We start from the raw sequence: 13783 nt of genomic DNA, 5'->3' as shown, positions 1-13783 counted from the left end.
CCGATCGGTCTTCGTCCATGCCCTCATCCTTGACGGTGGGGTGTGCCCCCGTCGTCGTCCTTGAGCACAGACTTGTGCGTACTACTTGCGTAGTAGGCCCTCCACCGATGGGGTGCCTTGGCGGCCGCCGTACGGGCCCTTTGGAGCAACTCGTTCTGCGGCTCGGCGGGGCGGTAGACGGTGAGCGCCCCCGGCCACTTGTCGATGAGCAGCTTCTCCGCGGGGTCGGCGGCCACCTCTCCATCGTAGGCACGGCTGTCCACGCTGTGGAGGCCGGACAGGCGCAGTTGGCGCATTCGCCGCGTCGTATAGACATGTGACCGGCCGAGCGTGCCGGTGAGCGCCGCGATCAGCAGCCGGGTGCGGGCCAGCCGCTCCTCGCCGTCGATCGCCCGCACATCGAGCAGCCCGTCGTCGAGCTGCTGACGGTAGGCGGGCGCGAAACCCTCCGGAGAGTAGACGCCGTTGCCGGCGAACAGCATCCACAGCCGCCGCGTCCGCCCGTTGACCTCGACCTCCATGGGACGGGCGGTGCGCAGCACCCGGGTGAGCGCGACGGCGGCCGCGGGCCACTTGCCGAGCCGGCCTTGCAGGCTCTCCCGGATCCGCACCAGCTCCGGGTAGAAGCCGAGGCTGAAGGTGTTGACGAAGTGGCTGGTCTCGCCGCCGCCGACGAGGGGCGTGGCACGGCCGAGGTCCACGGCCACCGCGTCGCCCTCGGTCACGGCGTGCGCGGTGTCCTCGAGGGCCGGTACGCCGAGGTCCAGCGCGAAGTGGTCGAGGGTGCCGCCGGGGAACACGGCGAGCGGCAGCCCGCGTTCGGCCGCGATCGCGGCGGCCGCGTTGACGCTGCCGTCCCCGCCGCAGATGCCCAGCGCCCCGGCCCGCTCGGCGGCGCGCTGGGCGGCCTGCCGGAGCAGGCCCATGAAGTCGTCGTCGGGCCCGCACTCCACGATGTCCGCGGCGGGCAGCAGCACCCGCAGCTGCTCGGCGACCGTGAACGCGCCGGTGGGGGTTCCCGTACCGGCCCGCTGGTTGACCATGACGACCAGACCGTCGCCCTTGGGCAGCGCGGGCGCCGAGATCCGCGGCCGGGCCTGCGCCGGAACCTCGGGGCGCGGCGGCCAGTAGCGGCAGGTCAGCGCGGCGGCCCCGGTGCCGAGGGCGATACCGGCCAGCACATCGCTGGGGTAGTGGACGCCCACGTACACCCGGGAGGCGGCGACGGCGGCGGCGAGCGGGGCGACCAGCAGGCCGTACCGGGAGGACTCCAGGGCCACTCCGGTGGCGAAGGCGGCGGCCGAGGCCGAGTGCCCGGAGGGGAAGGAACTGGTCCACGGCTGTCGGCGCAGCCGGCGCACCAGGGGCACCGAGTCCAGGACCGGACGCTTGCGTTCCACGGTCCACTTGACCACGACGTTCGACACGAGCGAGGCGGCGGCGAGCGAGCCCACACCGCGCAGCGCGGCCCGCCGCGCGGTGCGGCCGCCGACCGTGGCGAGCACTCCGGCCGTGCCGAACCACAGCCGGCCGTGGTCGGCGGCCCGGCTGAGCCGGGGCAGCAGCGGATGGGCACCGCGGAGCCGACTGTCCGCGACCCGCGCGAACAGCCGGCGGTCGAAGTCACTGATGCGTCTCATGCGTGATGGGTATCCCGGATCCGCGGTCGGCACGCGTCCTTCGAACTCCTCGGCGGCCGCGGCGCGCGGCCGGGCAGCCGGAGAGGGAATACGGAGAGCCGGGGAATTCCCGTGCCGAGCTCTTCAATTCATCATGTTCACACGGCTATTGTGGGGTGCTGGGATTTCCCGACGAGTCGATCCGGGGGAGAATTCATGCCGCGTGTACGGGAAAATGACACCGACCACGCCCGGGCGGCGTTGCTCCACGCCTGCTTCGACGCCCTCAACCGGGGTGCCGTCGAGTCGTGGGTGGCCTGTTTCGCCGAGGACGCGTCCTCCGAGGACATGCCGCTTGGCACCGTATGGAAGGGTCGTGACCAGTTGGAAGCGGGGTTTCGGCAGTGGGTCGCCGCGATCCCGGACACCCATATGGAGGTGGCGCGGATCTTTGCCCACGACCACTTCGCAGCGGCGCGCTGGACCCTGTCCGGCACGCTCCGGGGCGCCTTGGACGGAATTCCTCCGGAACTCGCCGCGGCGGCGGAGGGCAAAGGCTTTTCGGTGCGCGGGGCGACTCTCTATGAATTCTCGGCGGACGGTCTGATCCAGCGGGAGAGCCTTTACTGGAACCTGGCCGAGGCGCTTTCCCAGTTCGGTCTGTTGTGAATTCCTGAACGCGGACCGCTCTTGAAAGCGGACCGGGGAGGGCGGTCTTCAGCGGCGGAAGGCGGAGGAGAGCGTACGGTCGAGGACATCGGGGGCGGACGCCGCCTTGAGGCGTCGGCCCTCGACCTCGGCCGCCGCCGAATGCAGCAGGCTGTAGAAGGTGGTCACCAGCCAGGACAGCGGGAGATCGGTGCGGAAGACGCCCTCCTCCTGTCCGCGCGCCACCAGCCGCTCGACGCGCGCGAGCACCTTCTCGTGGTGCTTGCGCCGCCGGGCCGGGGTGATGACCCCCTCCGACGCGGTGAGCAGGAAGGCATGCCGGTCCAGAATCCGCCAGCAGGAGCGGACCAGCCGGGAGAACGCCTCGTCCGCGGGCCCCTCGTCGAGGTGCTGGGCCTGCAGTGCGGCGTCCGCCTGGTCGAGGGAGTGCGCCAGCACCGCGTCCAACAGGGCCTCGCGGGACGGGAAGTGGGCGTACAGCGTGACCCGGCTGACCTTCGCCGCCTTGGCGACCGCCGTCATGCTCACCCCGGGGTCCTGGCGGAAGCAGTCGAGTCCGGCGGTGACGATCGCGGTGATGCTGCGCTCGGCATCGGCGCGGCGGCGGGGCTCGGCACGGTCGGTGGCCGGGGTACGGCGGGCTTGTGAGGGCGTGGCCATGGGGGGAGCGTATGCCACCTCCTCCACCCGTGCGGCATCCGGAGCCGGCGCGGGGCGCGCCACCGGCCGGGGGACTGGTGGCGCACCGGGCACCGTGCGACGGCTGCGGGGGTCAGCGCCGGACACGGGACTGTGGATCCTCGGCCGCGGTGTCCTCGGCGGACTCCCGCCCGGTCCCGGGCGGCTGCTGGACGCTGCCCCGCGGGAAGAACACCAGCGCCACGACGATGCCGACGGCGGCCACCGCCGCTCCGGTGAACATGGACGGCCCCATACCGGACACATACGCCGAGCGGGCCGCCGAGGCGACCGCCCCGCCCGCCCGGGCGGGCAGCTCCGCCGCGACGGCGAGCGCGGCCCCCACCGAGTCGTCCGCGTGGTGCATCACCGCGGGTGGCAGCCGTACCCCGTCCGCGGCCACACCGTCCCGCAGCTCGGCGCGGTAGGTGCTCGACAGCAGACTGCCGAGGACGGCGACCCCGAGGGCGGCCCCGAGCTGGACGGCGGCGCTGTTGGTGGCCGACCCGACGCCCAGGTCGTCCTCGGGGAGCGAGCCGACGATGGCGTCGCTGGTGGGGCCGATGATGAACCCCGCGCCGAAGCCGAGGAAGAGCATGGCGGCCAGCAGCCGCCCGTAGCCGTCCCCGTCCTCGGTCGTCGCGAGCAGGATCAGCGAGACAACGGCGAAGGCGAGGCCCATCGCGGCCAGCCAGCGGGTGCCCAGCCGCCCGCCGAGGAACGAGGCGAGCGGGGCGGCGATCAGGATGACCAGGGCGGTGGGGGCGATCCGCAGTCCGGTCTCGCTCGCGTCGTAGCCGAGGACGAACTGCAGATACTGGACGAGCACGAAGAGCGCTCCGAGCAGGGAGAACAGTCCGAGCAGCACCAGGACATTGCCGACGGCCAGGCGGCGGTGGGCGAAGATGGTGAGCGGCAGCATGGGTTCGCGCGCGGTGCGCTCCCGGGCGAGGAACGCGGACAGCAGTACCGCGGCCACCGCGAAGCCGGCCAGGACGGGGACGGACGACCACCCCTTGACGGGGCCTTCGATGATCGCCCACAGCAGCGTTCCGATGCCCAGGACGGACAACAGCGCCCCGGCGAGGTCGAGGGCGCGGGTGGTCGCGGCGCGCGGATTCGGCACGATCCTGAGCGCGATGAGCAGGGCGAGGCCGCCGATCGGCACATTGATCAGGAAGATCGAGCCCCACCAGAACCGGCCCAGCATCCAGCCGCCGACGAGCGGGCCGATGGCCAGCCCCACGCCGATCATGGCGGACCACAGTCCGATGGCCTTCATCCGCTCGGCGGGGTCGGCGAAGACGCTGCCGATGATGGAGAGCGTCGCGGGCATGATGAGCGCTTCCCCGACGCCCATCACGCCTCGGGCGGCCATCAGGCTCGTGGTGCTGTCGGCGTAGGCGGCGGTGGCGGAGGCGCCGGAGAAGAGCACCAGACCGGACAGGAAGATGAGCTTGCGGCCGAACCGGTCGGCGAGGCTGCCCGCGAAAAGCATGAGTCCTGCCGCCATCAGACTGTAGATGTCCACCAGCCACTGCAGTTCGCTGGTGGACGCGCCGAGCTCGCTCACCAGAGTGGGCAGGGCCACGTTCAGCACGGTGACGTCCAGCCCGACGATCAGCAGGCTCAGGCACAGCACCGCCAGGATCAGCCAGCGCAGTGGGTGCCCCGCCGCGTCGGACGGCGCCGCGCCGGCGGCGGGCGGGGGCGGGGAGGACGACGACGGCATGACGGACCACTCCTTAAGTTGAACAGTGGTGTTCGGGTTTTAGGGTAGCCCGGAGCCCCGTCAGGTCGAACAGGGATGTTAGGAATAAAGGGCGGGCCGGTCCGGCCGGCCGCCCGCGACCGCCGCGGGCACCAGCGACCGGGACACGCTGCGCAGCTTCTCGCAGGTCTCCTCGAACTCCCGCTCGGGCCGGGACTGCGCCACCACTCCGGCGCCCGCTCGCAGCCAGGTGCGGCCACGGCTGCGGAAGACCGTGCGCAGCACCAGCGCCGCGTCCATGGCCCCCTCGCTGTCGACGGTGAGCACCGCGCCGCTGTACAGGCCGCGCGGCTCCCGCTCCAGATGGCGGATCGCCCGGTACGCGGCCGCCTTCGGCACACCGGAGGCGGTCACGGCGGGGAAGACGGCGGCGAGCGCGGACCACGGACCGCTGGCGTCGCCGCGCAGCAGCCCGGTCACCCGGGAGGCGATGTGCTGGACGCTGCCGCGCTCCTTGACCGCCATGAACTCCTCGGCGCGCACCGAGCCGTCCTGGCAGACGGCCGTCATCTCCTCCCATGCGACCTGGACCGATATCGCGTGCTCATAGACCTCCTTCGCGTCGGTGAGCAGTTCGGCCCGGCGCTCGGCGTCGGCGGCAGGGTGGCCGGTGAGCGCCCGGGTGCCGGCCAGCGGCTGAGTGGACACCCGTCCGTCGGGGGTCACCTCCACGACGGTCTCCGGGCTGAAGCCCGCGGCCTCGATGCCCCCCAGCCGCAGCAGGAAGGAGCGGGCGGGGGAGTTGACCGCGCGTCCGGCGAGGTAGGTCGCCGCCAGGTCCACGTCCTGGGGGACCGGGACGGTGCGAGAGAGGATCACCTTCTGCAGCTGGCCGTCGCGGATGGCGGAGACGGCCCGCGCGATGGCGTCGTGATAGGCGCCGGGGGCGGTGTCGCCGAGGTCGAGCGCGAGCGCCGTCGGCGCCCCGTTCCCGGACGGCTCCGGGAACCCGGCCGGATCGGGCCCCGCGAGCGCCCCGCGGACGGCGTCCGCGTCCTCGGCGCCGGTACATCGCACCTCGGCGCCGTCCCCGGAGAAGCACACCTCGACCGCCGGGACGACAAGGTGCAGCAGCGGCTCCTCGGCCGCCGCGGCGAGAGCCCCGTCCGGTGCGTCCGCCTCCCCGCCGAGCGCGTACGACAGTTCGAACGCGGCCCAGCCGTAGGCGCGCCAGCGGTCGAAGGGCAGGGTGGCGAGCAGCCGCGACACGGCCGTCAGCGGCTCTGTGTCCCAGCGCTCGTGGAGCAGCGTGTCCCCCTGGCGGAGTGTCACCCGGGACCGGTCCACGGACAGCGTCGCCCGCGAACCGCCCGCGTACCACCAGGTGTTGTCGCGTTCGTAGACCACGTACTGGTCGTGGAGGCCGGACCGGGCGAGCCGCGCCGCGGCCTGCGCGGGGCTTCCGGAGTAGGGGACGATGCGCGCGGAGCGCGGGAGGCGGGGCCGGACGGCGTTCATACGATCTCCTTCTGGGCGGGGTCGTCGGCGGGTCAGGCGGGCGATTGGGCGGCGTCCGCCGCGAGCCGGGCCAGGGCGCGCTTGTCGACCTTGCCGACCCCGGTCAGCGGCAGGGCGTCGACGAGGTGGACCAGGTCGGGGTACTTGTACCGGGCGAGACCGCGTTGTTCGAGGAAGGCGCCGAGGCCGGGCTCGCCGACCTCGGAGCGACCCTCGCGCAGCACCAGGCAGGCGCAGGTGCGCTCGCCGAGAAAACGGTCCGGTACGGGGACCACGGCCGCGTCGAGCACCGCCGGGTGGGCGCGCAAATGGCCCTCGACCTCATCCGCGGACACCTTGTCACCACCACGGTTGACGAGGTCCTTGCTGCGCCCTTCCACGACGAGTGCGCCGTCGGGTAGCAGCCGCACCAGATCCCCGGTGCGGTAGAAGCCGTCCGCGGTGAAGGCCGTGCGGTTGTGCTCGGGCGCGCGGTAGTAGCCGCGCAGGGTGTACGGGCCGCGGGTGAGCAGTTCGCCCACCTCTCCCGGCGGCAGGTCGTGGCCGTCCGGGCCGACGACCCGGATCTCGTCGTCCGGGCTGAGCGGGCGGCCCTGGGTGGTTGCGATGTGCTCCTCGTCGTCACCGGGCCGGGTCAGGCTCAGCAGCCCCTCGGCCATCCCGAACACCTGCTGCGGCGCGCAGCCGAGCACCGGGCGGATGCGCCGGGCCACCTCCGGGGCGAGCCGGGCCCCGCCCACCTGGAGCAGCCTCAGGCTGCCGAGGTCGGCCGGGGTCCAGTCGACGGCCTGCAGCCACAGGGCGGCCAGCGGTGGCACGACGGCGGTGATGGTCACCCGGTGCCGCTCGATCAGCGGGAAGACGGTCTCCGGGCTGGGGGAGGCGCTGAGCACGACGGTGCCTCCCGCCGCCAGGGTGCCGAGGGCGCCCGGACAGGCGAGGGCGAAGTTGTGGCCCACGGGGAGCGCGGCCAGATACACGCTGTCGCGTCCGAGTCCGCAGACCTCCGCGCTCGCCCGCACGTTGTAGGCGTAGTCGTCATGGGTTCGCGGGATGAGCTTGGGCAGTCCCGTGGTGCCGCCGGAGACCAGCAGCAGCGCGGGGCCGGCCGGATCCGGCGCGGGAAACGGTGCGGTGAGGGGCGCCTCGGCCCCGGCCCGCTCGACCTCGGCGAGTGCGGTGTAGGGGCCGGGGGAGCCCGCGACCAGGACATGGCGCAGGGCGGGCGCCTCGGCCCGAACCTCCCGGGCCAGCGACCGGTAGTCGAAGCCGGTGCCCGTCGCGGTGCCGGGGTCGGTGCCGGTGCCGGGGTCGGTGTCCGGGATGACGTAGGCGACCGCATCGGTGTGCCGGCACAGGTGCACGGCCTCGCTCCGGCGGTAGGCGGGCAGACCCAGCACCGGCACCGCGCCGATGCGGAGCGCGGCGAAGAGCAGGACGAAGAACTCCGGGGTGTTGGGCAGTTGGACCACGATCCGGTCGCCGGTCCGGATGCCGATGCCCGCCAGGCCCGCGGCCAGACGCGTGGCGCGGCGGTCCAGTTCCGCGTAGGTCAGCCGCCGTTCGCCGGCCACCACGGCGGTGGCCTCCGGATCGGTACGGGCGTGCTCGGGGAGGAAGGCGCCCAGCGGCCGCCCCTCCCAATATCCGGCGCGGCGATACCGCTCGGCGAACTCTTCGGGCCATCCAGCCAGGTCCACGGGAAATCGCACTCCTCGCGCACAAGGAAATCTGAGGGGCATTGGAGGAAGTTCAACAGGGTTGACGATGCTGTAAAGGCTGGCATATTCGAGGCGCATTGTGTCAATAACGGAATGGTTAACTCCTGATAAATTAAAGGCAACGTTTGCTGGGGAGTTGGGGTGTTATATCCGTATTCAGTGGCGTTACCGGGACATGGGTTCGGCGGGTATTGGCCTTTCGGTTACCTCTCTTTGTTTCGGTGATGCGGTGTCGTAGGTTGACGAAGCGCCAAACCGTCGGATGACCCCACTCGATGTCGCCGATAAATCGGGTGGGGCGGAATTTCGAAATGGCTTCGAAAGGAACTGCCATGACGCAGGACGCCCCGTCCGTCGACCACCGGGTGCGCGAAGCGGTGGCCGACGTTCTCGGTCTGCCGCCCGCCTCCCTCGCCGCCGGGGACAACCTGATCAGCCGCGGTCTGGACTCGATCCGCACCATGGCCCTGGTGGGACGCTGGCGGGCGGCCGGCGCGGAGGTGGACTTCGCCGCGCTGGCCCGCCGCCCCACCCTGGCCGCCTGGTCGAAGCTGCTCTCCGGGCAGCTCACGGCGGCTTCCGGGGACCGATGTACCACCGGGCGGCCGGCGCCCCGCGCCACCGCGGCTGAGGACGACGGGCCGTTCCCCCTCACCCCTGTGCAGCAGGCGTACTGGATCGGGCGCCAGGACGGCCGGCCGCTGGGCGGCAACGGCTGCCATGCCTATGTCGAGTTCGACGGGCACGGTGTGGACCCCGGGCGGCTGGAGGCCGCCGTCCGGGAGCTGATCGTCCACCATGACATGCTCAGGGCCGTCTTCCTGGACGACGGCACCCAGCGGGTCCAGCCGGACTCACCGTGGCCCGGACTCACCGTCCTCGACCTCGGCGATCAGGTGCCCGAGCGGGTCGAGGAGGAGCTGCGGAGGGTGCGCGAGACCCTCTCGCACCGCCGGTTCGACGCCGCCGCGGGCCCCCTGTTCGACGTGCGGCTCTCCCGGCTCCCCGGCGGCGCCACCCGCATTCACCTCGACATCGACCTGCTCATCGCCGACGTCCTCAGCGTCCAGATCCTCCTCACCGACCTGGCCCGCGCCTACAACGACCCCGGCACGGTGGCGGACCGGCAGCGCGACTACTCCTTCCGGCGCTATCTCACCGACCTCGACGCCGACCGCGCCGCACGCCGCGACAAGGACCGCGCGTACTGGCGCGCCCGCATCGAGGACCTGCCCGGCGGCCCTCAACTCCCCCTCGCCGCCGACCCCGCCGATGTCGAGGGCGGCCGTTTCACCCGGCGCGTCCACCGGCTCGGCCCCGTCGCGTGGCGTGCCTTCGCCGACCACGCCCGTGCCCACGGCGTGACCCCCGCGGTGGGGCTCGCCGCCGCGTACGCCGCCGTGCTGGGCGCCTGGAGCACCCGGCAGCGGTTCGTGCTCAACCTCCCGCTCTTCGACCGCAGGCCGCTCCACCCGGACGCCGACCGGCTTGTCGCCGACTTCACCAATCTGGTGCTGGTCGAGGTCGACACCTCCGACCGGGCCCCCTTCGCAACGCTGGCCGAACGGGTCCAGAACCGGCTGGGCGAGGACGTCGCGCACGCCGGGTACTCCGCCGTCGAGGTGCTCCGCGACCTCGCGCGGGCCCGCCCGGACGAACCGGCCACCGCCCCCGTCGTCTTCGCCTGCAACCTCGGCGGCCCGTTCGGCGGTGAGTTCGTCGGCGAGGAGTTCCGCACCACCCTGGGACGATTCGGCTGGATGCTCTCCCAGACCCCGCAGGTGTGGCTCGACCACCAGGTCTACGAGGACGACGGCGGGTTGCTGCTGGCCTGGGACGCGGTCGACGAACTCTTTCCGGACGGGGTGCTCGACGCGATGTTCGAGGTCTACGGGACGCTGGTGCGGCGGCTCGCCGAGGACGTCGGCGCCTGGGACGGCCCTGTGCCGTCCCTCGTCCCCGGCCGTCAGCTGGAGGTCCACCGCCGCGTCAACGCCACCGCGGCCCCCGAGTCCGGCCGGCTTCTCCACCAGGCCGCCGTCGAGGCCGCCCTGCGCGACCCCGGACGGGAGGCGTTGCGCTGGGAGGAGGGCACCACCCTCCGGAGCATGAGCCACGGCGAACTGCTGCGCCGGGCCACCGCCGTGGCCGACGCCCTGCGCGCGGACGGCTGCGCACCCGGCCGGCCCGTCGCCGTGGTCATGGACAAGGGATGGGAACAGATCGCCGCCGTCCTGGGCGTCCTGCTGGCAGGCGGCGCCTATCTGCCCGTCGACACCAACCAGCCCCCGGCACGGCGGGCGACCGTGTTCGAGGACGCCACCGTGCGCCATGTGCTCACCCAGTCCTGGCTGCTGTCCGCGGAATGGCCACCGGGGGTGCGCACCGTCGCCGTGGACACCCTCGAGCCCGCGGCGCACCAGGGCCCGCCGCCACAGCCGCCCACCGGCCCCGAGGATCTGGCGTATGTCATCTACACCTCGGGCTCCACCGGTCGCCCCAAGGGCGTGATGATCAGCCACCGCGCCGCCGTGAACACCGTCGAGGACATCAACCGGCGCTATGAGGTGGGGTCCGGCGACCGCGCCCTGGCACTCGCCGCCCTGGGCTTCGATCTGTCCGTCTACGACATCTTCGGGGTGCTCGGCGCGGGCGGCACTCTGGTGCTGCCCGCCGCCGCACGCCGCGGCGACCCCTCCCACTGGGCCGAGCTGATCCGGCGCCACGAGATCACGCTGTGGAACTCGGTGCCCGCCCAGCTCCAGATGCTCCTGCACTACCTGGACGGCGATCCCTCGCTGCGGCTGCCGTCGCCGCGGCTGGCACTGCTGTCGGGCGACTGGATTCCCGTCACCCTGCCCGACGCGGTCCGCGCCCGGGTGCCCGGCCTTCGGCTCATCGGTCTCGGCGGCGCCACCGAGGCCGCCATCTGGTCCATTCACCACCCCATCGGGCAGGTGCCACCCCACTGGCGGAGCATCCCGTACGGCACCCCGCTCGCCAACCAGACCTTCCATGTGCTCGACGCCGCCATGCGCCCCCGCCCCGACCTCGTCCCCGGTGAGCTGTGGATCGGAGGCACCGGGCTGGCCCTGGGCTATCTCGGCGACGTCGAGCGCACGGCCGAGCGCTTCGTCCGCCACCCCGACACCGGTGAACGGCTCTACCGCACCGGCGATCTGGGCAGGCGGCTGCCCGACGGCTCCATCGAATTCCTCGGCCGCGAGGACTTCCAGGTCAAGGTGCGCGGTCATCGCATCGAACTCGCCGAGATCGAGACGGCGTTGCTCGCCCACCCCCTGGTGGGTGGCGCCGTGGCCACCGTCGTGGGCAAGCGGGCCGCGGACCGGCGCATCGCGGCCGTCGTCACCGGAACACCGGCCGAGCCCGGTGCCCGCGCCGCGGCCACCGTGGCGGAGCTGGAGCGGGCCGGGGCCGCCGCCGGGCGCCGCGTCGTACCGCCGGGGCGCCGCAGCGAGCTGGACCGGTCCGGGCGGCTGCTGAGCCGGGCCGCGCTCACCGCGATGGCCGCCGCCCTGCACCGGCTCGGCGCCTTCACCCCCGGTGCCGCACCGCCCACCGCCGAGGAGGTACTGCGCAGGACCGGCACCGTCCCCCGCCACCAGCGGGTGGTGCGCCGCTGGCTCACCGCGCTGGAGGCGGCGGGCATGGTCACCCGCGACCCCGGCACCGGCCGCCTCCTCGATCCGGCCCCGGCCTGCGGGGAAGCACTCGACCGGGCCTGGGCGGACATCGACGAGCACGAGCGGCACGGCGGCGGGCTGTGGCCCGCACCGGTGCTCGCCCTCTTCCGCACCAGCATGGAGCGGCTGCCGGAGCTGCTGCGTGGCGACCTCGACCAGGTGCGGCTGCTCTTCCCCGACGGGCAGCTGGAGACGGCGCAGGCGGCCTTCGCCGACAACCTGATCGTGCGCTATCTCAACCGCGCCGCCGCGGCCGTCGCCGCTCGGCTCGCCGCCGGTACACCGCCCCACCGCCCGCTGCGGGTGCTGGAGATCGGTGCCGGGGTCGGGGCCACCACCCAGGAGCTGGTGCCCGCGCTCGCCGCCGCCGAACCCGACTACCTCTTCACCGATGTGTCCCGCTTCTTCCTCAACGCCGCCCAGGCGCGCTTCGGCGATCGCCCCTGGATGCGCTACGGGTTGTTCGACATCAACGAAGACCACCGCGCGCAGGGATACCGCCCGCAGTCCTTCGACCTCATCGTCGCCGCCAACGTGCTGCACAACGCGCGGCACATCGGGCACACACTGGACCGGCTGCGCGAACTGCTGGCCCCCGGGGGCTGGCTCGTCTTCACCGAACTCACCGCGGACCGCCACGAGCTGATGACCTCGATGGAGTTCCTGGTCCGCCTCGACCAGGGCCAGGCGCACCACGACGAGGGCGACTTCGAGGACCTCCGCCGGGGGCTCGACCAGACCTTCCTCGACCTCGCCCAGTGGCGGGAACTGCTCACCGCGGCCGGCGCCCAGGCGGTCTTCGCGCTCCCCGGCGACGGCGATGACGCGCTGTCCGGACTCGGCCAGCACCTGATCGCCGCGACCTTCAAGGGCGACCGTACGGAGGTCGTCACCGCCGACGTCCTCGACCACCTGGCCGAACGCCTCCCGGACTACATGATCCCGGCCCACCTCGAAGCGGTCGACGCCATCCCGCTCAGCGCAAACGGCAAGGTCGACCGGAAGACCGTGCGCTCCTGGCTCTCCGGCTCCGGCGAGGCCGCCCGACGCACCGGGGAGGCACCCCGCGACGACCTGGAACGACGGCTCGCCGCCCAGTGGGAGGCCGTGCTGGGCGACGGCCCCGTCGCACGCGACGGCGACTTCTTCGCCCTCGGCGGCGACTCGCTGCTCGCCGCCCAACTCGTCGGCCGGCTCCGGCGGGAGCTGCCGGAGGCGCGGACGGTCCTCTTCGACGCCCTGCTGCGGGATCTGCTGCGCCACCCCACGGTGGCCGGGATCGCGACGGCCCTGCGCGGGGGCGGGGAGGGGCGATGAGCGACGGCCACACCACCCGGGCCCCGCGGTCGCGGACCGCATGGCTGCGCATACCGCGGCCGCGCCGCCGGCCCCGGCTGCGCCTGGTGTGCTTTCCGCACGCGGGAGGCGCCGCGCGCTTCTTCTACCCCTGGCTGCGCTCCCTGCCCCCGGACGTCGAACTCGTGGCGGCCCAGTACCCCGGCCGCGACGACCGCGTCGACGAATCCCCGGTGGACCGCATGGACGAGCTGGCGGAGCCGCTCGCCGAGGCGATGGCCGAGGCCGCGCGGGACGGTGCCGAGGAGGCGCCCACCGTGCTCTTCGGGCACAGCATGGGCGCCGCGGTGGCCTTCGAGACCGCCCGCAGGCTGACCGCACGCGACCCCGGCGCGGTACACGGCCTGTTCGTCTCCGCCCATCCCGCCCCCGCCGACACCCGCCGCGGCGACATCCACCGGCGCGAGGAGGCCGAACTCGTCGCCGAACTGCGCAGACTCGGCGGCACCGACCCCGCCCTCTTCGACGACGCCGCCACCCGCGATCTGCTCCTGCCCGCCGTCCGGGCCGACTTCCGGCTCATCGAGTGCTACCGCTACCGGCCGGGCCCGCCGCTCGACTGCCCGGTCACCGCCGTGGTGGGCACCGAGGACACCGGAGTCACCACACGGCACGCCGAGGGCTGGCGCTCGTACACCACCGGCCCGTTCACCCTGCGCGCCATGCGCGGTGACCACTTCTACCTCATACCGCGCCGCGGCGAACTGGTCGCCTACCTGCTCACCAGCCTCGGCGTGCGCGGAGGACCGGCCCCCGCCGGCGGCTGGCCCTCCACCCCCTGACCCGCCCACTCTCCCAGGAGGCCCG

The 13783-nt window shown here is 73.2% G+C and carries 8 protein-coding genes; 3 read left to right on the top strand and 5 right to left on the bottom strand.

Annotation, left to right across the window (positions count from 1 at the left end; genetic code table 11):
- Positions 1-23 precede the first annotated feature (23 nt).
- Positions 24-1640: a bifunctional phosphatase PAP2/diacylglycerol kinase family protein gene (locus ACMTAK_RS08175; protein ID WP_413805566.1), complete on the bottom strand. Its 1617-nt coding sequence runs from the start codon at positions 1638-1640 to the stop codon at positions 24-26.
- A gap of 195 nt (positions 1641-1835) precedes the next feature.
- Between ACMTAK_RS08175 and ACMTAK_RS08170 the strand changes: the two genes are divergently transcribed.
- Positions 1836-2288, top strand: a complete 453-nt coding sequence (locus tag ACMTAK_RS08170) for an ester cyclase (protein ID WP_413805565.1) — start codon at positions 1836-1838, stop codon at positions 2286-2288.
- Between the two features lie 48 nt (positions 2289-2336).
- On the opposite strand, the gene ACMTAK_RS08165 is transcribed toward ACMTAK_RS08170, so the two are convergent.
- The 4 genes from ACMTAK_RS08165 to ACMTAK_RS08150 all read right to left on the bottom strand — a co-directional run bounded on the left by ACMTAK_RS08165 (position 2337) and on the right by ACMTAK_RS08150 (position 7895).
- Positions 2337-2948: a TetR/AcrR family transcriptional regulator gene (locus tag ACMTAK_RS08165; protein WP_413805564.1), complete on the bottom strand. Its 612-nt coding sequence runs from the start codon at positions 2946-2948 to the stop codon at positions 2337-2339.
- Between the two features lie 112 nt (positions 2949-3060).
- Complete coding sequence (locus ACMTAK_RS08160; protein ID WP_413805563.1) at positions 3061-4698, bottom strand: DHA2 family efflux MFS transporter permease subunit; 1638 nt, start codon at positions 4696-4698, stop codon at positions 3061-3063.
- A 78-nt stretch (positions 4699-4776) separates the two neighbouring features.
- On the bottom strand, positions 4777-6195 hold the full coding sequence (locus ACMTAK_RS08155; protein WP_413805562.1) for a salicylate synthase: 1419 nt from the start codon (positions 6193-6195) through the stop codon (positions 4777-4779).
- Positions 6196-6227: 32 nt separating this feature from the next.
- The gene (locus tag ACMTAK_RS08150; RefSeq protein WP_413805561.1) at positions 6228-7895 is read right to left on the bottom strand and encodes a (2,3-dihydroxybenzoyl)adenylate synthase; all 1668 of its coding nucleotides are present in this window, start codon (positions 7893-7895) and stop codon (positions 6228-6230) included.
- 353 nt (positions 7896-8248) lie between these two features.
- Between ACMTAK_RS08150 and ACMTAK_RS08145 the strand changes: the two genes are divergently transcribed.
- Both ACMTAK_RS08145 and ACMTAK_RS08140 read left to right on the top strand, forming a co-directional pair.
- On the top strand, positions 8249-12937 hold the full coding sequence (locus ACMTAK_RS08145; protein WP_413805560.1) for a non-ribosomal peptide synthetase: 4689 nt from the start codon (positions 8249-8251) through the stop codon (positions 12935-12937).
- Positions 12934-13758, top strand: a complete 825-nt coding sequence (locus ACMTAK_RS08140) for a thioesterase II family protein (protein WP_413805559.1) — start codon at positions 12934-12936, stop codon at positions 13756-13758. The genes ACMTAK_RS08145 and ACMTAK_RS08140 overlap by 4 nt, the downstream gene beginning before the upstream one ends.
- The last annotated feature ends 25 nt before the right edge of the window (positions 13759-13783 follow it).

It is taken from the genome of Streptomyces lacaronensis, assembly GCF_047337785.1.
In the GTDB taxonomy this organism is placed as follows: Bacteria; Actinomycetota; Actinomycetes; order Streptomycetales; family Streptomycetaceae; genus Streptomyces; species Streptomyces lycopersici.
This window is presented reverse-complemented; position numbering and strand designations above follow the sequence as displayed.